This is a genomic window from Arthrobacter sp. (assembly GCF_031988865.1).
Lineage (GTDB): Bacteria > Actinomycetota > Actinomycetes > Actinomycetales > Micrococcaceae > Arthrobacter_B.
In genome coordinates, this window is sequence record NZ_DALZXY010000057.1 from 1 (window position 1) to 22,595 (window position 22,595).

At 66.6% G+C, this 22,595-nt stretch carries 23 protein-coding genes and 1 pseudogene; 20 read left to right on the forward strand and 4 right to left on the reverse strand.

The genetic code is table 11. The features are described 5' to 3' along the window. Positions 1 to 311: pseudogene (locus RTN46_RS11110) on the reverse strand (sensor histidine kinase); the annotation flags it as partial. Positions 312 to 530: 219 nt separating this feature from the next. Here RTN46_RS11110 and RTN46_RS11115 point away from each other — a divergent pair. Both RTN46_RS11115 and RTN46_RS11120 read left to right on the forward strand, forming a co-directional pair. Continuing rightward, the gene (locus RTN46_RS11115; protein ID WP_312181376.1) at positions 531 to 902 is read left to right on the forward strand and encodes a DUF485 domain-containing protein; all 372 of its coding nucleotides are present in this window, start codon (positions 531 to 533) and stop codon (positions 900 to 902) included. Continuing rightward, on the forward strand, positions 899 to 2,521 hold the full coding sequence (locus RTN46_RS11120) for a cation acetate symporter (protein WP_312181378.1): 1,623 nt from the start codon (positions 899 to 901) through the stop codon (positions 2,519 to 2,521). Before RTN46_RS11115 ends, RTN46_RS11120 begins: the two co-directional genes overlap by 4 nt. Before the next feature lie 80 nt (positions 2,522 to 2,601). Here RTN46_RS11120 and RTN46_RS11125 read toward each other — a convergent pair whose 3' ends face one another. After that, a complete protein-coding gene (locus RTN46_RS11125; RefSeq protein ID WP_312181380.1) occupies positions 2,602 to 3,078 on the reverse strand; it encodes an Lrp/AsnC family transcriptional regulator in 477 nt (158 codons plus the stop codon). Between the two features lie 192 nt (positions 3,079 to 3,270). On the opposite strand from RTN46_RS11125, the gene pdhA reads away from it, so the two are divergent. Genes pdhA through RTN46_RS11140 form a run of 3 tightly spaced genes read left to right on the forward strand, consistent with a single transcriptional unit; the run spans position 3,271 to position 6,850 of the window. Further along, positions 3,271 to 4,410: a pyruvate dehydrogenase (acetyl-transferring) E1 component subunit alpha gene (gene pdhA / locus RTN46_RS11130; RefSeq protein ID WP_312181406.1), complete on the forward strand. Its 1,140-nt coding sequence runs from the start codon at positions 3,271 to 3,273 to the stop codon at positions 4,408 to 4,410. Next, positions 4,407 to 5,429, forward strand: coding sequence for an alpha-ketoacid dehydrogenase subunit beta (locus RTN46_RS11135; protein ID WP_312181382.1), 1,023 nt, complete (start codon positions 4,407 to 4,409; stop codon positions 5,427 to 5,429). The genes pdhA and RTN46_RS11135 overlap by 4 nt, the downstream gene beginning before the upstream one ends. Next, positions 5,426 to 6,850, forward strand: coding sequence for a dihydrolipoamide acetyltransferase family protein (locus RTN46_RS11140; protein WP_312181383.1), 1,425 nt, complete (start codon positions 5,426 to 5,428; stop codon positions 6,848 to 6,850). The genes RTN46_RS11135 and RTN46_RS11140 overlap by 4 nt, the downstream gene beginning before the upstream one ends. Here RTN46_RS11140 and RTN46_RS11145 read toward each other — a convergent pair whose 3' ends face one another. Further along, positions 6,851 to 7,318: a GNAT family N-acetyltransferase gene (locus RTN46_RS11145; protein ID WP_312181384.1), complete on the reverse strand. Its 468-nt coding sequence runs from the start codon at positions 7,316 to 7,318 to the stop codon at positions 6,851 to 6,853. It abuts the gene before it with no gap. Positions 7,319 to 7,355: 37 nt separating this feature from the next. Continuing rightward, complete coding sequence (locus RTN46_RS11150) at positions 7,356 to 7,970, reverse strand: TetR/AcrR family transcriptional regulator (protein ID WP_312181385.1); 615 nt, start codon at positions 7,968 to 7,970, stop codon at positions 7,356 to 7,358. Positions 7,971 to 8,115: 145 nt separating this feature from the next. On the opposite strand from RTN46_RS11150, the gene RTN46_RS11155 reads away from it, so the two are divergent. The 15 genes from RTN46_RS11155 to RTN46_RS11225 form a co-directional block, all read left to right on the forward strand. Beyond that, entirely contained in the window at positions 8,116 to 9,720 is a 1,605-nt protein-coding gene (locus RTN46_RS11155; RefSeq protein ID WP_312181386.1) for a carboxyl transferase domain-containing protein, read from the forward strand. A gap of 4 nt (positions 9,721 to 9,724) precedes the next feature. Then, a complete protein-coding gene (locus RTN46_RS11160) occupies positions 9,725 to 11,827 on the forward strand; it encodes a biotin carboxylase N-terminal domain-containing protein (RefSeq protein ID WP_312181387.1) in 2,103 nt (700 codons plus the stop codon). Next, positions 11,814 to 12,977: an acyl-CoA dehydrogenase family protein gene (locus tag RTN46_RS11165; protein ID WP_312181388.1), complete on the forward strand. Its 1,164-nt coding sequence runs from the start codon at positions 11,814 to 11,816 to the stop codon at positions 12,975 to 12,977. The genes RTN46_RS11160 and RTN46_RS11165 overlap by 14 nt, the downstream gene beginning before the upstream one ends. A 46-nt stretch (positions 12,978 to 13,023) precedes the next feature. Then, positions 13,024 to 13,818, forward strand: coding sequence for a CoA transferase subunit A (locus RTN46_RS11170; protein ID WP_312181390.1), 795 nt, complete (start codon positions 13,024 to 13,026; stop codon positions 13,816 to 13,818). Then, positions 13,818 to 14,459, forward strand: coding sequence for a CoA transferase subunit B (locus RTN46_RS11175; RefSeq protein WP_312181392.1), 642 nt, complete (start codon positions 13,818 to 13,820; stop codon positions 14,457 to 14,459). The genes RTN46_RS11170 and RTN46_RS11175 overlap by 1 nt, the downstream gene beginning before the upstream one ends. Beyond that, positions 14,449 to 14,979, forward strand: coding sequence for a MaoC family dehydratase (locus RTN46_RS11180; RefSeq protein WP_312181393.1), 531 nt, complete (start codon positions 14,449 to 14,451; stop codon positions 14,977 to 14,979). The genes RTN46_RS11175 and RTN46_RS11180 overlap by 11 nt, the downstream gene beginning before the upstream one ends. A gap of 81 nt (positions 14,980 to 15,060) precedes the next feature. Next, positions 15,061 to 15,879 (forward strand): CoA ester lyase, encoded by an 819-nt coding sequence (locus tag RTN46_RS11185; RefSeq protein WP_312181394.1) that lies wholly within the window; start codon positions 15,061 to 15,063, stop codon positions 15,877 to 15,879. A 45-nt stretch (positions 15,880 to 15,924) separates the two neighbouring features. Further along, a complete protein-coding gene (locus RTN46_RS11190; protein WP_312181396.1) occupies positions 15,925 to 16,626 on the forward strand; it encodes an NAD(P)-binding oxidoreductase in 702 nt (233 codons plus the stop codon). A gap of 48 nt (positions 16,627 to 16,674) precedes the next feature. Beyond that, complete coding sequence (gene dxr / locus RTN46_RS11195) at positions 16,675 to 17,979, forward strand: 1-deoxy-D-xylulose-5-phosphate reductoisomerase (protein ID WP_312181398.1); 1,305 nt, start codon at positions 16,675 to 16,677, stop codon at positions 17,977 to 17,979. Between the two features lie 31 nt (positions 17,980 to 18,010). Then, positions 18,011 to 19,351 (forward strand): site-2 protease family protein, encoded by a 1,341-nt coding sequence (locus RTN46_RS11200; protein ID WP_312181399.1) that lies wholly within the window; start codon positions 18,011 to 18,013, stop codon positions 19,349 to 19,351. Between the two features lie 71 nt (positions 19,352 to 19,422). Next, positions 19,423 to 20,112 (forward strand): helix-turn-helix domain-containing protein, encoded by a 690-nt coding sequence (locus RTN46_RS11205; protein ID WP_312181401.1) that lies wholly within the window; start codon positions 19,423 to 19,425, stop codon positions 20,110 to 20,112. An 89-nt stretch (positions 20,113 to 20,201) separates the two neighbouring features. Further along, complete coding sequence (locus RTN46_RS11210; RefSeq protein ID WP_312181402.1) at positions 20,202 to 20,660, forward strand: hypothetical protein; 459 nt, start codon at positions 20,202 to 20,204, stop codon at positions 20,658 to 20,660. A 20-nt stretch (positions 20,661 to 20,680) separates the two neighbouring features. Next, entirely contained in the window at positions 20,681 to 20,974 is a 294-nt protein-coding gene (locus RTN46_RS11215; protein WP_312181404.1) for a YciI family protein, read from the forward strand. A gap of 122 nt (positions 20,975 to 21,096) precedes the next feature. Beyond that, positions 21,097 to 22,263 carry a flavodoxin-dependent (E)-4-hydroxy-3-methylbut-2-enyl-diphosphate synthase gene (gene ispG, locus RTN46_RS11220; protein ID WP_312181407.1) on the forward strand — a complete coding sequence of 389 codons (1,167 nt, stop codon included), beginning with the start codon at positions 21,097 to 21,099 and terminating at the stop codon, positions 22,261 to 22,263. Next, positions 22,238 to 22,595 (forward strand): DUF4081 domain-containing protein (locus RTN46_RS11225; RefSeq protein ID WP_312181405.1); only part of this gene is annotated, 358 nt, incomplete at its 3' end. The genes ispG and RTN46_RS11225, both read left to right, overlap by 26 nt.

Here is a 22,595-nt window from a genome sequence, read left to right on the forward strand (position 1 = left end):
CGGCGCGCCGGGGTGTCCGGAAGCGTTCCCTCCCAGGCCAGCACAGCGGCGGTGTCGGTCAGCAGCAGGGTTTCGCACCGCAGCAGCCCCCGCAGGTGCCGGCTGGCCCGGGACGCACCGGCCGGGGTGAGCCCGGCCCGCAGGTGCCGGGATGCCAGCGAGGCGGTATGCAGGGTGGCGTAGGCAGCGCGTTCGGCATCGGAGCCAAGATCACGCTGCGACCGGCTCAGCCGGTAGCCCAAAGCACCTACGGCCGTGAGGGTAAGCACGGCAATGGCGCAGACCAGGGCGGCATCGACGGCGGGTGACATGCCTAAACCCTACCCAGAGCGCCGGGCTGCCGAAGGCGGTTGGCATGCCGTTGGGCGCAGAGACCGGACCGTTCACCGACGGGGACGCGGCGAAACTGGCAGGAGGGCTCCGGAGTTGGAACAGTGATGGCCATCACAGACGGTGCGTGGTGTCCGTAGATCCGCCATGGGTCCCGGGCCCGGATGCCGTACCGCACGTGCCCAACCCAAGGAGGAGAGATGGCTGAACAGCAGCCACAATCACACCCCGGAAACACGGCGCCGGTCGACTTCCAGGAAGTCCAGGCCTCGCCGCGGTTCCAGGAGCTGCGGAAACGCCAGCGCAGCTTCATCTTCCCGCTGGCGGCGTTCTTCCTGATCTGGTACTTCGCCTACGTGCTGCTCGCCGACTACGCCCACGACTTCATGTCAACGCCCGTGTTCGGCAACGTCAACCTCGGCATCATTCTGGGCCTGCTGCAGTTTGTCACCACATTCGGCATCACCATGTGGTACGTCAGCTATGCCAACCGCAGGATGGACCCGATCGCCGCTGAACTGCGCGGGGAACTTGAGGCCCAAGGCGTCACCCGCCCGGAGGAGACCAAATGAACACGCTGAACATTTCCGCCACCGTCACCGCTGAGGCGGTGCAGGAAAGCGGCTGGCTGAACATGCTGATTTTTGGTTTGTTTGTTGCCGTCACGCTCGTGGTGGTGCTCCGTGCCAGCCGCAACAACAAGACCGCAGCGGACTACTACGCCGCAGGGCGCTCGTTCACCGGGCCGCAGAACGGAACTGCCATTGCCGGCGATTACCTGTCGGCGGCGTCGTTCCTGGGCATTGTCGGAGCCATCGCGGTCAACGGCTATGACGGCTTCCTGTACTCGATCGGCTTCCTGGTGGCCTGGCTCGTCGCGCTGCTGCTGGTGGCGGAAATGCTGCGCAACACCGGCAAGTTCACCATGGCCGATGTGCTCTCCTTCCGGCTCAAGCAGCGTCCGATCCGCATCGCCGCAGCCATCACGACGCTGGCAGTGTGCTTCTTCTATCTGCTGGCGCAGATGGCCGGTGCCGGCGGACTCGTTTCCCTGCTGATGGGAATCGATTCCAAGGTGGGCCAGTCCCTCGTGATCACGATCGTCGGCACGCTGATGATCATTTACGTGCTCGTTGGCGGCATGAAGGGCACCACCTGGGTGCAGATCATCAAGGCCTGCCTGCTGATCGCCGGCACAGCCGTGATGACGGTATGGGTGCTGGCGCTGAATGACTTCAACCTTTCCGAGCTCCTGGGTGCGGCAGTCGAGACCTCAGGTAACGCTGCGATCCTGGACCCGGGACTGCAGTACGGTAAGTCGGAAACCTCCAAGCTGGACTTCGTCTCGCTTGGCCTGGCACTGGTCCTGGGCACCGCGGCACTGCCGCACGTGCTGATGCGCTTCTACACGGTACCGACTGCCAAGGAAGCCCGCCGCTCCGTGGTTTGGGCCATCTGGCTGATCGGCCTCTTCTACCTCTTCACGCTGGTGCTCGGCTACGGTGCCGCGGCCATGATCGACCGCGAAACCATCACTTCCGCTCCGGGCGGGGTGAACTCGGCCGCTCCGCTGCTGGCCTTCGCCCTGGGCGGTCCGGTGCTGCTGGGCCTCATTTCGGCAGTAGCATTCGCCACCATCCTGGCCGTGGTCGCTGGCCTGACCATCACGGCCGCTGCTTCCTTCGCCCACGACATCTACACCAACGTGGTTCGGAAGGGGAAGGTTGATTCCGAGCGCGAGGTGAAGGTGGCCCGCCGTACGGTGCTGGTCATCGGCGTCGTCTCCATCCTGGGCGGGATCGGTGCGCAGGGGCAGAACGTGGCCTTCCTGGTGGCGCTGGCCTTCGCTGTCGCCGCCAGCGCGAACCTGCCGACCATCATCTACTCGCTCTACTGGCGGCGCTTCAACACACGCGGTGCGCTCTGGAGCATGTATGGCGGCCTGGGATCTGCGATCGGCCTGATCATTTTCTCGCCGGTCATGTCCGGCGCCGAAACGTCGATGATCTCCGGAGTCGACTTCTCGCTGTACCCGCTGAACAACCCGGGCATCGTCTCGATCCCGCTGGCCTTCTTCCTTGGCTGGCTGGGAACGGTTACCGGCAAGGACAACGAGTCCCCGGAGAAGCAGGCAGAGATGGAAGTCCGCTCGCTGACCGGTGTCGGCGCGGAGAAGGCCGTGGATCACTAGGCCTTTCTCCAGACACAACCAGGGCAGGTGTCCTCTCCCAGCGGGGGAGGGCACCTGCCCTGTTTAAGGTCCCGGGAACCTCAGGGCGTGCCGGCCGGTCCCCGGTCAAGGAGCGGAGCTACCCGGTAGGGGATCAGTTCACCCATCGCCAGGGTGGTGTCCGAACGTTCGACGCCGGGCACGGCCAGGATTGCCTTGTTCACCCGAAACAGGTCCTCGGCGTCGAGCGCCACGATGCGCAGCAGGATGTCCGCCGCACCGGTGAGTCCGTGCGCCTCCACAACTTCCGGAATGCCCGAAAGTTCAGTGGTGATCTCGGTGAGCCGCTGCTGCTGGACGTGCACATGGACAAAGGCCATCAGCGGGTAGCCCAGTGCCACCGGGCTGATCCGCCGCTCGAAGGAGAGGAAAGCGCCATTGTTTTCCATCCGGGACAACCGCGCCTGAACCGTGTTCCGGGAGATGCCCAGCCGGCTGGCCAGCGCCACGACGGTCCGCCGCGGATCAGTGGCCATGGCCCGCAGGACACGAAAGTCGGTAGCGTCCAGAATCTGCATAGTGCGCAACGCTAGCACGGCGAAATCTGCCCAGACAGGGCAGGATGCTCAATCGATCCGGGCATGGTTGTGCCGCATGCTTGGTGTGAGTAGGGTCACAGCTATCCGGGCAAAGGCGCCCGGCATCAGGTTCGGACCCCACCACCCCCGGGGCCGCAACACGGAAGGATGCGTATCAAAGTGTCCCTGCATATGCCGGTAGAGAATCCCGAAAATACCGGGACGGAACCGCACGACCCCTACGTCCAGCTCATCCGCCCCGACGGAACGCGCGTCCCGGATGCCTTCTACGACCGGTGGGTCGAGGACATCGACGGCGCAGCACTGCGCGGCCTGTACCGGGACATGGTCCTGATCCGGCGGATCGACACCGAAGCCACCTCCCTGCAGCGGCAGGGAGAACTGGGTCTGTGGCCCCCGCTCCTCGGACAGGAAGCCGCGCAGGTGGGTTCGGCCCGGGCACTGCGGCCTTCAGACTTCGCCTTCAGCAGCTACCGGGAAAACGGCGTGGCATTCTGCCGCGGCGTGGGTCTCGATGACTTGATGCGCGTCTGGCGCGGGAACGCCGCTGCCGGCTGGGACCCGTACTCGGTCAACATGGCACCCACCCAGGTGATCATCGGGGCGCAGACACTGCATGCCACCGGCTATGCGATGGGCATCCAGCAGGACGGCTCGGACGACGCCGCCATCAGCTACTTCGGCGACGGCGCCACGAGCCAGGGCGACGTCAACGAGGCCATGGTCTTCGCCGCCAGCTTCCAGGCACCGGTGATCTTCTTCTGCCAGAACAACCAGTGGGCCATCTCCGAGCCGGTGGGGCTGCAGGCCCAGATACCCGTGGCGAACCGGGCGCCGGGCTTCGGCATCCCCTCCATCCGGGTGGACGGCAACGATGTCCTGGCCACGCTCGCCGCGACACGGGAGGGCCTGGACCGGGCACGCAGCGGGGGAGGGCCCACCTTTATCGAGGCTGTCACCTACCGGATGGGTCCGCACACCACCGCCGATGATCCCACCCGCTACCGCGATCCTGCCGAGCTCCTGGAATGGAAGGAACGGGATCCGATCAGCAGGCTCGGCGCCTGCCTGGAGGCCGAGGGGGAGTTCGACGACGACTTCCGGAACTCGGTGGAGAACGATGCCGACGCACTGGCCGCTGCCCTTCGCGGCGCCTGCCTGGGACTGCCCGATCCCGAGCCAATGGAGGTCTTCGCCCACGTCTACGCGGAGCCGAACAGCGCGCTGATGCGCCAGCGTGATCATTACGGGCGTTATCTCGCCACTCTGGGCGCTGCTGGTGGCATTGCTGTGGAAGGCGGACGGCGATGAGCAGCATGACCTTTGGCCGGGCGATTACCGCCGGGCTGCGCGAGGCCCTGGCAGGGGACCCGAAAGTGCTCCTGATGGGGGAGGACATCGGCAAGCTTGGCGGAGTCTTCCGGATCACCGACGGGCTGCAGGCGGAGTTCGGTTCCGACCGGGTAGTGGACACACCGCTGGCAGAGTCCGGCATCATGGGGACCGCCGTCGGGCTCGCTTACCGCGGCTATCGGCCGGTGGTGGAGATCCAGTTCGACGGGTTCATCTACCCGGCGTTCGACCAGATCGTCTCCCAGGTCGCCAAGATGCATTACCGGACGCGCGGGGCTGTGAAGCTGCCGCTGACCATCCGGGTACCCTTCGGCGGCGGGATTGGTTCCCCCGAGCACCATTCGGAGTCACCCGAAGCCTATTTCACGCACACCTCGGGGCTGCGGGTCATCAGCGTTTCCAACCCGCAGGACGCGTACACCATGATCCGGCAGGCCATCGCGTGCGATGACCCGGTGCTCTATTTCGAGCCCAAGCGGCGTTACCACACCAAGGGGGACGTGGATCTGACGCTCGACGGCGCCCTGCCGATGGGTAAGGCCCGGGTGGCAGCAGCGGGGACCGACGTCACGCTGGTGGCGTACGGTCCGCTGGTGATGACTGCCCTCGATGCGGCCACCGCTGCCTCCGACGAAGGCATCTCCGTCGAGGTGATCGACCTGCGCTCGCTGGCGCCCGTGGATTACGACGCCGTTGAGGCTTCCGTGCGGAAGACCGGCCGGCTGGTGGTTACCCATGAAGCGGCCCAGTCGGGCGGGCTGGGCGCGGAAATCGCCGCGAGCATCACCGAGCGCTGCTTCGATTTCCTCGAGCACGCACCGGTCCGGGTGACCGGCTTCGATGTTCCCTACCCGCCGGCCCGGCTGGAGAAACACCACCTCCCGGACCTGGACCGGATCCTGGACGGCGTGGACCGGGTGATGCGCCGGCCCAACTCGCTGGATGGCCTGGCAGCGCTGGAAGGGGTGCAGGCATGATCCGCGAATTCCGGCTCCCGGACCTGGGAGAAGGGCTGACTGAATCCGAGATCCTCAGCTGGAAGGTGGCCGAAGGGCAAGCGGTGGCGCTGAACCAGGTCATCGCCGAGGTGGAGACGGCCAAAGCCGTGGTGGAACTGCCCTCGCCTTTTGCCGGCGTCGTCGCCCGGCTGCACGAGCTGCCGGGGACGATCGTCGAAGTGGGCTCGACCATCATCTCCTTTGACATTTCCGACGCCACCGGGAGCGTGGAATCTCCTGGCGGGAATTTCTCAGCAGAGGATGCTCCGGACGAAGTCGCAGGGACGCAGCAGGCCCCGCGCCGGCAGCCGACCCTGGTGGGATACGGTGCCGAACCGGACACAACCGGCCGCCCGGTCCGGAAACCGCGCCCGGGGCTCGCGGCCGCGGAACCGGTTGTCCCGGCAGCATCCACCGGGGGAAGGGCCGGGGGCGGATCCGGGGAATCCGGGGGAGGCGCCCGGGCACTCATCACCGAGCGGCCACGGTCCACTCCGCCGGTGCGGAAGCTCGCCCGGGACCACGGAATCGACCTGAGTCTGGTGCCCGGAAGCGGTCCGGAGGGGAGGATCCTGCGCTCAGATGTTGAGGCCGCCTTACTCCCGGGCAGCGCTCTCCGGGAGCGAGGGGAAACTGCCGCCGCGAAGGCGGCCGCCGGCGTCCAGCCCGTGGTTGCAGACGCGCCGCACCTGGGGCAGGAACGTGAGGAGAGGATCCCGATTGCGGGGATCCGGAAGCATACGGCTGCTGCCATGGTCGCCAGCGCCTTCACCGCGCCGCATGCCACCGTCTTCCTCACTGTGGACGTCACGGGTTCGATGAAGCTGTTGGAGAAACTCAGGACCCGCCGGGAGTTCGAGGGCGTGCGGCTGACTCCGCTGGTCCTCGCGGCGAAGGCTGTCTGCCTGGCCCTGCAGCGGCACCCGGGGCTGAACGCCAGCTGGGACGAACCGGCGCGGGAGATTGTCCGTTACCGGTACGTGAACCTCGGTATCGCGGCAGCAACGCCGCGCGGACTGATGGTGCCGAACATTAAGGATGCCCAGGATCTGGGTCTGCGGGAACTGGCCCTGGCGATTTCCGATCTGGCGGGCACCGCCCGCGACGGGCGGACTCCGCCGGCGGCGCTCGCAGGCGGCACCGTCTCGATCTCCAACGTGGGGGTGTTCGGGGTGGATGCCGGAACACCGATCCTGAATCCGGGGGAGGCCGCGATCCTTGCTTTGGGGGCGGTCCGGAGCCAGCCATGGGAGTACGAGGGCGGCATCGCCCTGCGGCAGGTCACGACGCTTAGCCTGTCCTTCGACCACCGGCTGGTGGACGGTGCGGAAGGCGCCGGGTTCCTGCGGGACGTCGGGGATGTGCTGGCCGAGCCCGCCATGGTCCTGGCGATGGCCTGATTAGGCCAGTTCGAGTTCCAGTTCGCGGACGACGGCGCCGCGCGCGTTGGCGAAGCTGCGCTCCTCACCGATCATCTTGAAACCGTAGCGTTCCAGGATGCGGATGGAGCTGACGTTGTCTGCCACAGCGCGCGCCCGGACCGGACGCTCAGGGAACTCTTCGAGGAACAGGCCAACGGCCGCCGTCGTAATTCCCTGACCCCAGCGGGAACGGTCGATCCAGTAGCTGATCTCCGGGACATCGCCTTCGCGGTAGGCCAGGATGGAGCCCACAACGTCGCCGTCGGCCACAATGGTGCGCACGGTGATGCCGGAGTCGCTCAGGATTTGCTGCCAGTGGAGGTCGAAGACGCCCCGGTCTGACGGATTTTTAGCGGCGAAGGCGGCCATATGGTTGGCGCCCGGGTCCAGCTGATGGTTGAAGAATTCATCCAGGTCGGCTGGAACTACGGCACGAAGCTCAATCACGGCAGGTCTTTCTGCTCGGGGTGTTTTATTCAGCGTACTAGGCATTCAATGCCGCCCACGCCATCCGCTCCAAGAGGGAACGCAGACGCACCGTCTCGCGGGCAGTGGTTTTGCTGGTCAAGGTGTGGGACGTGGAATTGATCAGCCCGAATACCGCCTGGGCCCGGTGACGAAGCAGCGGCAGTCCCGAATCCGGGTGCAGTGCGGAAATGGCATCCACCCAGACCTCCACGTACTGGCGCTGGAGCTGGCGGACCGTGCGTTCGTCCTCCTCGGGCAGGCTCGCCAGGTCCCGGTCCTGGACCCGGATCACATTGGACTGACGCAGGGCGAAGTCCACCTGGAATTCGATCAGCCCGGTCAGCGCCTCCTCGGCGGTGCTGGAGTCAGCGACGACGGCGGTGCCGCCTTCCAGCAGGTCCTTGCTCACCCCGATCAGCAGTGCAGCCAGGACAGCGGGTTTGCCGCTGAAGTGCCGGTAGACCGCCGGCCCGCTGACACCGGTGGCTGCACCGAGTTCCTCGATGGAGACGCCGTTGTAGCCGCGCTCGGCGAACAGGGCCGCAGCGGCGTCGAGCATGGCGGCGCGCCGCGATGCCTTGGCCGCGCTGCGGCCGGTTGCGGTGCGCGGGGTGGTCTTGGTGACTTCCATGCATGCCTTTCCGAGGTCCTGTTTGGCAACGTCTTCCATTGTGGTGGACAGGTCAGTTAATAGCCACTAACCTGATTTGGGTTAGTGGTCATTAACCGGCGTTGGAAATGACGCAGGTCCCACGCGGTGAAACCTAAGGAAGTCGATGGAGACCCTTGCTACCGGTGTGGATGCCGCTTCGGCGTCCTACACGGCCAATGATGCGGCCCAGCGGGTCCTGGCAGAAGAGCTGCGCAAACGCCTTGCCGAAACCGCCCAGGGCGGCCCGCCCCGTTCCCGGGAGCGTCACACGGGGCGCGGGAAACTGCTTCCCCGGGACCGGGTGGAGGCACTGCTCGACGACGGCAGCCCGTTCCTGGAAATCGCTCCGCTGGCCGCCAACGGCATGTATGGGGACGAATGCCCCGCAGCCGGCCTGATCGCCGGCATCGGCCTGATCCACGGACGCCACGTGATGGTGCTGTCCAATGATGCGACGGTCAAGGGCGGCACGTACTACCCGCTGACCGTGAAGAAGCACCTCCGGGCCCAGGAAATCGCCCTGGAAAACCGGCTGCCGTGCATCTACCTGGTGGATTCCGGCGGAGCGTTCCTCCCCATGCAGGATGAAGTCTTCCCGGACCGGGAGCACTTCGGCCGGATCTTTTATAACCAGGCACAGATGTCCGCCCGGAAAATCCCCCAGATCGCCGCCGTCCTGGGCTCCTGCACCGCCGGCGGCGCCTACGTTCCCGCCATGAGCGACGAAACAGTGATTGTCCGGAACCAGGGCACCATCTTCCTGGGCGGACCGCCGCTGGTGAAGGCAGCCATCGGCGAGGTGGTCACCGCTGAGGAACTTGGCGGCGGGGAACTGCACTCGCGGATCTCCGGGGTCACCGACCATCTGGCCGAAAACGATACCCATGCCCTGGAAATTGTGCGGGACATCGCCGAAACCTTCCCGGACCCGCTCCGCGCCTGGGAGCCGGTGGAATCGCTGGCACCCGCGGTTGACCAGGCCGGGCTCTATGGTGCCGTGCCAGCGGACCTGCAGACGCCCTACGACGTCCGCGAGATCATCGCCCGGATTACCGACGGCAGCGAATTCCACGAGTTCAAGAAGGAATACGGCATCACCCTGGTTACCGGCTTCGCCCGGCTGCACGGACACCGGGTGGGGATCGTGGCCAACAACGGCGTCCTGTTCAGCGAATCCGCACAGAAGGGCGCCCACTTCATCGAGCTCTGCGATCAGCGCGGCATCCCGCTGATCTTCCTGCAGAACATCGCCGGCTTTATGGTCGGCCGGGACTACGAGGCGGGAGGTATCGCACGGCACGGGGCCAAGATGGTCACCGCCGTTGCCACCTGCCGCGTCCCGAAGCTGACCGTGGTGGTCGGTGGATCCTTTGGCGCCGGCAACTATTCGATGTGCGGGCGGGCCTACTCGCCGCGGTTCCTGTGGATGTGGCCCGCTGCCCGGATCTCCGTGATGGGCGGCAACCAGGCGTCCTCGGTGCTGGCCACTGTGCGCCGGGACGCCATGGAGGCCCGCGGCGAAGAATGGAGCGCCGAGGACGAGGACGCCTTCCGCGAACCCATCCGGCAGGACTACGAATCCCAGGGCAGCCCGTACTACTCAACTGCCCGGCTCTGGGATGACGGGATTATCGATCCGCAGGATACCCGCACCGTCCTCGGCCTGGCCCTGGACGTATGCGCCAACGCACCGCTGCCCGAGACCTCCTTCGGCCTATTCCGGATGTGAACCGATGACAATCAACACTGTAGACACTGTATTAGTCGCGAACCGCGGCGAAATTGCCTGCCGCGTGATCCGCACCCTGAAGCGGCTGGGGCTGCGGACCGTTGCCGTCTACAGCGACGACGACGCCGAAGCCCGGCACGTGCGCGAAGCTGACACAGCCATCCGGCTGGGCCCGGCGGATCCGCGCCGGAGCTACCTCGATGCCGGTGCAGTGCTGGCTGCCTGCCGAGCCTCCGGGGCCCAGGCCGTGCACCCGGGCTATGGGTTCCTGAGTGAAAACGCCGCTTTCGCCCGGCTCCTGCAGGAGAACGGGATCGTGTTCATTGGTCCTGGCGTGAAGGCGCTGGAGCTGATGGGGGACAAGATCCGCTCCAAGAACCACGTTTCCGGCTACGGGGTTCCCGTGATCCCGGGCATCGCCGAACCCGGGCTCAGCGATGAGGAGCTGATCACGGCGGCAGGCGCCGTCGGCTATCCGCTGCTGATCAAACCGTCAGCCGGAGGCGGCGGCAAGGGCATGCAGGCGGTCCACGACCCTGCCGGGCTGCCGGCGGCCCTGGCCTCCGCCCGGCGCGTGGCGGCGTCGGCCTTCGGCGATGACACGCTCTTCCTGGAACGGCTGGTGCCCACGCCGCGCCACATCGAGGTCCAGGTCCTCGCCGACACCCACGGCAATGTCATCCACCTGGGTGAACGCGAGTGCTCGCTGCAGCGCCGGCACCAGAAGGTCATCGAGGAAGCCCCGTCGGTCCTGCTGGATGATGCCACCCGGGAGCGGATCGGAGCGGCAGCGTGCGAGGCCGCCCGCTCGGTGGAGTACACCGGGGCCGGCACCGTGGAGTTCCTTGTCTCCGGAGAAACCCCGGATGAGTTCTTCTTTATGGAGATGAACACCCGGCTCCAGGTGGAGCATCCGGTGACGGAAATGGTCACCGGGATCGACCTGGTCGAATGGCAGGTCCGCATCGCCGCCGGGGAACCGCTGGGGATCACCCAGCAGGACGTGGTGCTCACCGGCCACGCGGTGGAGGCCCGGGTCTACGCCGAAGACCCGGCCCAGGGGTTCCTCCCCACCGCAGGGACCGTCCAGCTGCTGCGCGAAGCTGCCGGGGACGGGGTACGCACCGACTCCGGGCTGCTCGAAGGCCTGCCGGTTTCCTCCAGCTACGACCCGATGCTTGCCAAGGTCATCGCCTGGGGAGCGGACCGGCAGCAGGCCCTGGCCAGGCTGGACGCCGCGCTCGCAGACACGGTGATCCTGGGAATCGGAACCAACATCGAATACCTGCGGCTGCTGCTGGCAGATCCGGAGGTCCAGGCGGGGAACCTGGACACCACGCTGATCGAGCGGCGCCTGCCGGAGCTTGAGTTCAGGGCACCGGACGACGTCGAACTGGCTGCCGCGGCCCTGTTCCGGCTCGTCTCGCTGCAGGGGAGCGGGACGGGCCGGCGCACCGGCTCACCGTGGCAGCGGGCTGACGGCTGGCGCATCGCGGGGCCCCGGCCCCTGGACGTGGTTGTTACCTCAGGGAACGCCGTGCACACGGTGTCCGTCACCGGCAGGGCGGACGCAGCGGATGTGCGTATCAACGGGGGAGCGCTGCGCAGTGCCGGCCTTCAGCTGGACGGGAGCCGGGCGGCGCTGGTGCTGGACGGCGTCGTTCATAACCTCCTGCTCTCCGCCGGCGCGCCGCAGCCCGGCGCGGGCCCAAGGATCTGGACGGCCCGGGACGGCTTCACCGCGGCCCTGGGGCTGCCGGACCGGAAGGAACGCCTGCATGCTGTCCTGGCCGCTGCCGGCCGGGCGGAAGGTGCCGCCGATCCGGTGCTGCGCTCGCCGATGCCCGGAACCGTGGCGACAGTCGCTGTGGCGGACGGGGACACCGTTGAGGCCGGCCAGGCACTGCTCAGCGTCGAAGCCATGAAGATGGAACACCAGCTCGCGGCACCGGTGGCCGGGACGGTGTCCCTCACGCTGCGCCCCGGGGACCTGGTCAAGGCCGGACAGGTGCTGGCCACCGTCTCTCCCTCTGCTCTCCCGGGTGCCGAACCGGGCACCGGATCAACCGCACCACAAACCGAAGGAGCAGGCCATGCCGAGCTTTGAACTCAGTGAAGAGCACCAGGTGCTCTCGGATACGGTCCGGGAATTCGCCGACGAAGTCGTCGCGCCGGTCTCCGCCCGGCACGACGAGGAGCACAGCTTTCCGTACAAAGTTGTAGAACAGATGGGGGAGATGGGGCTCTTCGGCCTGCCCTTCCCGGAGGAATACGGCGGTATGGGCGGCGACTACTTCGCCCTGGCCCTGGCCCTGGAGCAGCTGGCCCGGGTGGATCAGTCGGTTGCCATCACCCTGGAAGCCGGGGTCTCCCTGGGTGCGATGCCGATTTACCGCTTCGGCACCGAGGAACAGAAACAGCAGTGGCTGCCCGCACTGGCCGAGGGCACCGCGCTCGCAGGCTTCGGCCTCACCGAACGCGAAGCTGGCTCCGACGCGGGCGGCACAAAAACCACGGCACGGTCCGATGGCGGGGAATGGGTGATCAACGGCAGCAAGGAATTCATCACCAACTCCGGCACCGACATCACCTCATTCGTCACCGTCACCGCCGTCACCGGCACCTCCAAACTGCCGGACGGATCCGTGCGCAAGCACATCTCCACCTTCGTGGTGCCCACCGGAACCCCCGGGTTCACCGTGGAGAAGGCCTACAACAAGGTGGGCTGGAACGCCTCCGATACCCATCCGCTGACCCTGGACAACGTCCGCGTGCCGCAGGGGAACCTGCTCGGGGCGGAGGGCCGCGGCTTCGCCAACTTCCTGCAGATCCTGGACGAGGGCCGGATCGCCATTGCGGCGCTGGCCACCGGGGCGGCGCAGGGCTGCGTGGAGGAAGCGCAGCGCTACGCCTCGGAACGCTTCGCCTTCGGCACGGCCATCGGCAGCAACCAGTCGATCGCCTTCAAGATCGCGCGCATGCAGACCCGCGCCCATACCGCCCGCCTCGCCTACTATGACGCCGCCTCGCGGATGCTGGCCGGAAAACCGTTCAAGACGCAGGCCGCTATGGCTAAGCTGATCGCGGGAGAGGCTGCCATGGACAACGCACGGGATGCGACCCAGGTCTTTGGCGGCTACGGTTTCATCAACGAGTTCCCGGTGGCACGCCATTACCGGGACTCGAAAATCCTCGAAATCGGAGAAGGCACTTCCGAGGTTCAGCTGATGCTTATTGCCCGCGAACTGGGGCTCTGAGCCGGAAAAAGTTGGTCGACGGCGATTAACGAAACGGACGGTTTGAATGATTGACAAAACGGTAGCCACGGCAGAGGAAGCCGTGGCGGACATTCCCCGCGGCGCCTCCCTGGCAGTGGGCGGATTCGGGCTCTGCGGCATTCCCGCCGTCCTGATCGAGGCGCTGCATGCCCAGGGCGCGGACGACCTGGAAACGGTCAGCAACAACTGCGGCGTGGATGACTGGGGGCTCGGCCTGCTGCTCGCCGACCACCGGATCCGACGCACGGTCAGCTCCTATGTCGGGGAAAACAAGGAATTCGCGCGTCAGTTCCTCGCCGGTGAACTCGAGGTGGTCCTCACCCCGCAGGGCACCCTGGCCGAGAAGCTCCGGGCGGGCGGGGCCGGTATTCCCGCGTTCTACACGAGCGCCGGCGTCGGGACCATGGTCAGCGAAGGCGGGCTGCCGCAGAAGTACGACGCCGAAGGCGGCGTGGCGCTGGCCTCGGAACCGAAAGAGGTCCGCAGCTTTGGCGGAGCGGACTATGTCCTGGAGGAGTCCCTCACCCCCGACTTCGCCCTGGTCCATGCCTGGAAAGGCGACAAGCACGGGAACCTGGTCTTCCACGCCTCGGCCATGAACTTCAATCCGCTCTGCGCCATGGCCGGCAAGGTCACGATCGCCGAGGTCGAGGAGCTGGTCGAGGCCGGGGAACTGGATCCCGGGGAGGTCCATGTGCCGGGCATCTTTGTCCAGCGGGTGGTCCTGACCGGCCCGGGGGAGAAGCGCATCGAGAAGCGAACCATCACCGAACCCAGACAAACAACACCGGCAGCCACAGCACCCAGGGAGGGAAAGTAATGGCACTGACACGCAATGAACTGGCAGCCCGGGTGGCACAGGAACTGGAGAACGGCCAGTACGTAAACCTGGGCATCGGCATGCCCACCCTGATCCCCAATTACATTCCCGCCGGCGTGGAAGTGGTGCTGCACTCCGAAAACGGGATCCTCGGCGTCGGGCCCTATCCCGTGGAGTCCGCACTGGACCCGGACCTGATCAATGCCGGGAAGGAAACCGTAACCGTCAACCGGGGTGCGGCGTTCTTCGATTCCGCCGCGTCCTTCGGCATGATCCGCGGCGGCCACGTGGACGTGGCTGTTCTCGGTGCCATGGAAGTGGCTGCCAACGGCGACCTCGCCAACTGGATGATTCCGGGCAAGGTGGTCAAGGGCATGGGTGGGGCCATGGACCTGGTCTTTGGAGCCAAGCGGGTGATCGTGATGATGGAGCACGTGGACCGCAACGGTGCACCGAAGATCGTCTCCGAGTGCTCCCTCCCGCTGACCGGCCGCGGCTGCGTGAACCTGATCGTCACGGATCTTGCGGTCATCGAAGTGGGCCCCGAGTCGCTGGTGCTCCGGGAAACCGCGCCCGGCGTCACGGTGGAGGACGTGGTGGCCGCCACCGGAGCGCCGCTGGAAGTGCCCCTTGGCGTCTGACGCCGGTCCGGCCGGCGTACCGGAAACTGAACGCGTGGTGGTCCAGCGCGGTCTGTGGTTTGAGGAGCTCGAGCCCGGAACGGTTTACGCGCACCGTCCGGGCCGGACCCTCACCGAAGCTGACAACGTCCTGTTCAGCACGCTGACCATGAATCCCCAGGCCCTGCACCTGGATGCCGCCTACAGCGCCGGGCAGCCGTTCGGACAGCGCCTGGTGAACTCGATGCTGACCCTTGCCGTGATGGTGGGCCAGTCTGTCGGTCAGCTGACGCAGGGGACCCTGGTGGCGCAGCTTGGCCTCACGGACGTGGTGTTCCCGCATCCGCTCTTCCATGGGGACACCCTGTACTCGCAGACCCGGGTGGCCGCTAAACGGCCCTCCGGTTCCCGGCCGGGGCAGGGGATCGTCACACTGGAGCACACCGGCCGCAACCAGGACGGCACGGTGGTTGCCACCTTCACCCGTGTTGCCCTGATGTGGACCGAGGCCGGCTTCGAACAGGACCGTAACGCGCACTGAACCGCGCTTACCGGTAACCGCCGGGGGCAGGCACCGGTAGGTTGGAGAAGCCGTAGAACGCCACGTAAGGAGAACGCCGAGATGACCACCTTCCCCATGGGGCCCGCATTGCTGTTCTGCCCCGCTGACCGGCCCGAGAGGTTCGCCAAGGCGGCCGACCGCGCCGACGCCGTCATCCTGGACCTGGAGGACGCCGTCGCGCCCGAGGACAAGGAAAAGGCCAGGGAAAACCTGGCCGCCTCGGCATTGGACCCCGAACGCACCATCGTGCGGCTCAATCCGGTGACGAGCACCTCTTTCCGCGCGGACCTGGAAGCGCTCGCTGTCACCGAATACCGGTACGTGATGGCGGCCAAGGCCGAAGACCCGTCGGCGATCTCCCACTCCCTGCGCCATTACCGGGTAATCGCCCTGCTGGAAACTGCCCTCGGCGTGGTCCGGGCCGCGGACATTGCCCAGGCGAAGAACGTTGAGGCGCTGATGTGGGGCGCCGAGGATCTGTTGGCGTCCCTGGGCGGCCAGTCCAGCCGGCAGTCGGACGGCAGCTACCGCAGCGTGGCCGTCGCCGCCCGTTCCGCCGTCCTGCTCGCCGCCGGCGCCTACGGGAAGGGCGCGATCGACTCCATCTACGGGAACATCGCTGACACCGCCGGCCTGGAAACGGAAGCGCGCGACGGCGCTGCCTCGGGGTTCGCGGCGAAGGCCTGTATCCATCCGGGGCAGGTCGCAGCCGTCCGGGCAGCCTTCGCGCCGTCGGAGGACGAAAAGGCGTATGCCCGCGACCTGCTGGCCGCAGCCAAGGGCCAGGGCGGCGTGTTCAGCTTCCGCGGCGAAATGATTGACGGACCGCTGCTGCGCCAGGCAGAGCAGACCCTCCGCCGGGCTGGCATCCTGGGCTGAGCGGAATCCTGCCAACCGCGGGGTTTCCGGAACCGGGAATCATCGGTGTGTGACGCCCGTTACTCCGTTATGCGCATAGTGATAGCTGGTGCCCACGGGCAGATTGCACGCGAACTCGGCCGCCTCCTGGTAGCCGCGGACAACGACGTCGCGGGGCTGATCCGCAACGCCGACCAGGTCGAGGACCTGGAACTTGACCGGCTGGCTCCGGTCGTCCTGGACCTGGAGAACAGCACCACCGAGGACGTCACCCAGGTGCTCACGGGGGCGGATCTGGCTGTTTTTGCGGCAGGTGCCGGGCCGGGCAGCGGGATCGAACGCAAAGACAGCGTGGACCGGGCGGGGGCAGTGCTGTTTGCCGAAGCCGCGGAACTGGCCGGTGTGCCGCGCCTGATCCAGATTTCTTCGATGGGAACGGACACAGTCCGCGACGGCCAGCGCCCGGACGGCCTCTCCGACGCGATGTACGCCTACCTGGCCGCCAAGCTGGCGGCGGAGGAGGACCTCACGGCGCGGGACGGGCTGGATTGGACGATTATCCGGCCCGGCGGCCTGACCAACGGCGAAGCCACGGGCCGGGTGGACCTGGCGGCGGATGTTGGACGGAACACGATTCCGCGGCAGGACGTGGCTGCCGTGCTGGCCGAACTGATTGCCAGCCGGCGCGGCGGCGGGCAGGTGCTGGGGCTGGTGAGCGGAACCGAGTCCATCGCCGACGCCGTCGCCGGCCTGCCCGTCGCCCTGTGAACCGTGGGGTAAGCGCCAGAACGAACCCGGGTGCGGGATACTTGGACCATGCAGGTTACCGACGCTTCCGAATCCCCGTTCGCTGAGAAACGCTCCGCCGCCGCCGAAGATGTCCGTGCCCGGGAAGTTCCTTCGGCGTCGCGCATCTGGGGCCGGAATGCCGGCGGACCCGAGCCCGCGCCCCGCCGCGTGGTGCTGCTCGGATCGACCGGCTCCATTGGTACCCAGGCCATCGACGTGGCTAACGCCGCTCCCGACCGCTTCGAGATCGTGGCGGTGGCGGCCGGCGGTGGCAACCTGGAGCTTCTGGCACAGCAGGCAGTCCACACCCGCGCCAACGCCGTCGGCTGTGCCGCCGTCGACCTTCCCGGGCTCAAGGCAGCGATCGCCCGGGCAGCCGCGGAGGCTTCCGTCACCGGCTACGATCCCGAGCTGTTCGTCGGTGCGGGCGCTGCCACAGCCATCGCCGCATGGCCGGAAGCCGACGTCGTGCTCAACGGCATGACCGGCTCTATCGGGCTCGAGCCGACCCTCGCCGCCCTCGCCGCCGGGCACCTGCTCGCGCTGGCGAACAAGGAATCGCTGATCGTGGGCGGTGCCCTGGTGAAACAGGCCGCCCGCCCCGGCCAGCTGGTCCCCGTGGACTCCGAACACTCCGCCCTCGCGCAGGCGCTTCGGTCAGGTGCCGCGGAGGAGGTGGACCGGCTGGTGGTCACGGCCTCCGGCGGGCCCTTCCGCGGGTACCGGCGGCAGGACCTGGCCGGCGTCACCCCCGATCAGGCGCTGGCGCATCCAACCTGGAAAATGGGCCGGATGGTCACGACCAACTCGGCATCCATGGTCAACAAGGCCCTCGAGGTGATTGAAGCGCACCTGCTGTTCGACATTCCGCTGGAGAGGATCGACGTCGTGGTCCATCCGCAGTCAGTGGTGCATTCCATGGTGCAGTTCATCGACGGCTCCACCATCGCCCAGGCCTCGCCGCCGGACATGCGGCTGCCGATCGCCCTGGGCATGGGCTGGCCGCACCGGGTGCCGGGGGCAGCCGCACCCTGCGACTGGACCAAGGCCACGGAATGGACCTTTGAGCCCCTCAATGAGGATGCCTTCCCGGCGGTGCGCCTGGCGAAGGAAGCCGCTGCCTCCGGCGGGACCGGCATGGCCGTCTTTAACGCCGCCAACGAGGAAGCCGTGGATGCCTTCCATGACGGACTCATCGGATTCACAGACATAGTTGATACGATCTCCGCCGTGCTGGCAGAGCACACCGAGTCCGGCCCACTGACGCTGGCATCGGTGCTGGCGGCTGAAAACTGGGCCCGCTCCGCCGCCCGCGCACGCTGCGGCAGGTAAGCGAAGTCCGCCCTGATCTAAAGGAAGTTCGTTGAGCGTTTTACTCTTTATCCTGGGCGTGCTGTTCGTGGCAATCGGCATCGCGGTCTCGATCGCGCTGCACGAGGTGGGCCACCTCCTGCCCGCCAAGGCCTTCAAGGTGCGTGTCACTCAGTACATGATCGGCTTCGGGCCCACGGTATTCTCCCGGCGCCGGGGTGAGACGGAGTACGGTTTCAAGGCGCTGCCGCTGGGCGGTTACGTTTCGATGGTCGGTATGTTCCCGCCGAACAAGGAAACGGCTGACGGCGATGTGCGCCGCTCCAGCACGGGCATGTTCCAGCAGCTGGCCGTCGACGCCCGGCAGGCTGAAACCGACCGGCTGGAACCCGGGGATGAAGGTCGGGTCTTCTACAAGCTGCCCGTCTGGAAGCGGATCATCATCATGCTCGGCGGCCCGTTCATGAACCTGCTGATCGGCATTGTGCTCTTTGCCGTGCTGCTGATGGGCTTCGGCACGTCGCAGAGCACCACCACGCTGGCCTCGGTCAGCGACTGCGTGGTGACGGGTGGCCAGGCGGCCGCGGGCCAGGCTGAGTGCAAGGACACCGATCCGGCAGCTCCCGCACATCAGGCCGGGCTGCTGCCCGGAGACACGATTACCGGGTTCGACGGCAAGCCGGTCTCCAGCTGGACCGAATTGTCCGAGCTCATCCGGGAGGCTGCCGGACGCAGTGTCCCCGTCACCTATGAGCGCAACGGCGCTGAGGCTGAAACCACCATCACTCCGCTGCTGACCGAACGTCCCGTCACGAACGAGGACGGCACTGTGGTTGAGGATGCCAGCGGAAATCCGGTGACCCAGGAGGTCGGGTTTATCGGTGTCGGCTCCCAGACCGCGCTGGTGCGCCAGCCCGCAACCGAGGTCCTGCCCATGGTCGGCGAAAACCTGCAGGGCATTGCCGGCGTCGTTATCAACCTGCCCCAGCGGCTGGTGGATGTTGCCCAGGCCGCGTTCTCCTCCGAAGAGCGGGACCCCAACGGGCCCATGAGCGTGGTTGGTGTGGGCCGGATCGCCGGCGAGATTTCCTCGATGGAGGAAGCTCCGGCGCAGAACCGGATCGCCACGCTGATTGGGCTGGTGGGCAGCGTGAACCTGGCCCTGTTCGTGTTCAACCTGATCCCGCTGCTGCCGCTCGACGGCGGACATGTGGCCGGCGCCCTGTGGGAAGGCCTGCGGCGCCGGGTGGCCAAGCTCTTCAAGCGTCCGGATCCCGGGCCTTTCGACATGGCGAAACTGCTTCCCGTGACCTATGCCGTGGCTGTGCTGCTGATGGGTATGGGCGCGCTGCTGATTTACGCCGACATAGTGAAGCCGGTCAGTCTGTTCTAATCGTCTGGTTTCAATTTCAAATGAAGCGTATTTAGGTTGTAATTGAATTTACAAGCGAATATGGTTTCACTATGTTCGTGATGACGATCGACCAGAAAGACAGCCGCCACAGCGCCGACCGGGTGCCGGAGCTCCTGGAACACCTTGGCGGCCTGGACCTTGAGCTGCCGTTCGAGCGGACGGTGGGCGATGAGGTGCAGGCAGTCGCATCATCCGCAGAGGTGGTGGTGAACGCCGTGCTGGCGGTCCTCCGCCGGGGCGGCTGGTCGGTGGGGATCGGTGTGGGGGCCGTTGACCTGCCCCTGCCCGTCTCGTCCCGTGAAGCCGGGGGAGAGGCCTTTATTGCGGCGCGCTCCGCCGTCGAACGTGCCAAAAAGACCGGTGACCGCCCGCCCCTCGCCGTCGCCGTGGCAGGGTCTGCGCGGGGAGCCTCCTATGCCTCCGGCACCGGCACCGGCGCTGGCACTGCCTCCGGCACCGGCGCTGCCGATGTCGCTGCTGCTTCTGATGCCGAGGCAGTCCTCGTCCTGATCGCCATGCTGGTGTGCGGCCGCACGGAAGCCGAGTGGCGCATCCTGGAACACGTCGAACCGCACAAATGGGGAGCGCAGAGCGCGGCAGCACGTATGCTCGGGATCACCTCGCAGGCGGTCAGTAACGCCGTGCAGCGCTCGGGCTGGAACGAGGAGTGGGCGGCCAGGCCCGCTGCCGCGGTGCTGCTTGAACGCGTGGAACGGATGGCTGCGGAGGAACGGGTTTAGGCCCGGTCAAGGGACCCGGTGAGCTGCCCGGGCCAAGCATTCGGTGAGTGCCTGGACCTGGTGCCCGGACAGAAGGGGAAGAGAGCTGCATGGAAGTCTTGTGGGTCGTACTAGGGCTGCTCGTTGCCGCCATCGGCGGATGGCCGGTAACAACCGCCGTCCTCAGGGTCGCCCGGGCCGTCGACGCGGCCCGCCCTGGCCGGGACCCCGCTTTCGATCCCGCAGCTGACCAGGTGCACGAGCTCTCCGGAGCCCCGCACCGTGTGCTGCCTCCTCTTCCGGTGCGTCCGCCGGTACCGGCCGGTCCGGTGATCCTGCGCGGCGGGCTGGTGATTGGTTTCCTGGAACGGCTGGCGGTGGCCACCGCCGTGCTCGCCGATGAGCCCGTGGCGATCGCCTATGTGGTGGCCATCAAGGGCCTGGGCAGATACGCGGAGCTCAAGGAGACCCCGGCGGCTGCGGAGCGCTTTATCATCGGTACGCTGGCCTCCATGCTCTGGGCCGTCGGAGCCGCTGTGGCGGTACGCCTCGCGCTGCAGTACGGCTGATATCCCTTAGGGTGGAATCCATGAGTATCTTTGCCGTTGAATACGTGTACGACGCCGAATCAGCCGAGGCCCGCGCCGAGCAGCGTCCCGCTCACCGGGAGTGGCTTGCCGCCCTCGTGGAGGAAGGTCGCGTCCTGGCCAGCGGACCGTTCACTGACGGCGCCGGCGCCCTGCTTATCTTCACGGCTGAGGATGAAGACGACCTGAACAGCCTGCTGAAGCAGGATCCGCTGGCCCTGGGTGGCGGAATCACCGGGCTGAAAACCACGCAGTGGGAGCCGGTCACGGGAGCTTTCGCACACCTGGCGTCCTGAGCCCTCAGCGATATTCCACCATTGGTTCACGCACGGCGCGTGGCCGGGTGGATAATAGGAACCGTGCGCTTGCCCGCACGTTCACAGACTAAATACTTGCCCCCGGGCACATGGAGGAAGTTTTGACCTCGGTCAACCTTGGAATGCCAGCAGCACCGCCGCCCGTCCTCGCTCCGAGGCGAAAGACCCGCCAGATCAAGGTGGGTTCCGTCGGCGTCGGATCGGACTTCCCGATCAGTGTCCAGTCGATGACCACCACGCCGACCACTGACATCAACGCGACCCTGCAGCAGATCGCCGAACTGACGGCGTCGGGCTGTGACATTGTGCGTGTGGCCTGCCCCAGCGCCGACGACGCAGCGGCACTGCCGATCATCGCCAAGAAGTCGCAGATCCCGGTGATCGCTGACATCCATTTCCAGCCCAAGTACGTTTACGCAGCGATCGACGCCGGCTGTGCCGCAGTGCGTGTGAACCCCGGTAACATCCGCAAGTTTGATGACCAGGTGAAGCAGATCGCCAATGCGGCCAAGGACGCCGGGGTGTCGATCCGCATTGGCGTCAACGCCGGATCACTCGATCCGCGCCTGATGGCGAAGTACGGCAAGGCAACACCGGAAGCCCTGGTGGAATCCGCTGTCTGGGAAGCCTCGCTGTTCGAAGAGCATGACTTCCACGACTTCAAGATTTCCGTGAAGCACAACGACCCCGTGGTGATGGTCCGCGCCTACGAGCTGCTCGCCGAACGCGGTGACTGGCCGCTTCACCTGGGCGTGACCGAAGCCGGACCCGCCTTCCAGGGAACGATCAAGTCCGCAACCGCCTTCGGTGCGCTGCTCTCCAAGGGCATCGGGGACACCATCCGGGTCTCGCTCTCCGCTCCGCCGGTCGAAGAAATCAAGGTCGGCAACCAGATCCTGCAGTCGCTGAACCTGCGTCCGCGGAAGCTGGAAATCGTATCCTGCCCGTCCTGCGGCCGTGCCCAGGTGGATGTCTACACCCTGGCGGAGCAGGTCACTGCGGGGCTCGAAGGCATGGAGGTTCCGCTGCGTGTCGCCGTTATGGGCTGCGTAGTCAACGGACCCGGTGAAGCGCGCGAAGCGGATCTGGGTGTAGCCTCCGGTAACGGAAAGGGACAGATCTTCGTCAAGGGCGAAGTCATCAAGACCGTTCCTGAAGACCAGATTGTGGAAACCCTTATCGAAGAAGCGATGAGGATCGCGGAGGATATGGGGGAGGCCGATGGCGAAGATGCTGGCACGGGTGGCCCCATGGTTACCGTCGGCTAAGTCCGGCCAGGAAATCCGCAGCGGGCACGAATCGGGCACGCTGCGGATTCTAGGTGACGCCGATACCGCGTCCCTGACCGAGCTCGCGGCGTCGGATCCGGTAGCGAATACCTTCCTCCTCTCGCACCTGGAAATCACGGGTACAGCGGCACCGACCGCTGCCGGTGGCCAGGTGCTGGGGGTGTTCGACGGCGGCAGGCTGATTTCGGCCTGCTGGGCCGGCGTCAATATCGTCCCCACCGGCGTTAGCGCGGATACCGGCCCGGAGATTGGTGCATATCTGGCCCGCTCCGGGCGCAGGTTCTCCTCCATCTTCGGACCCGCCGAAGCTG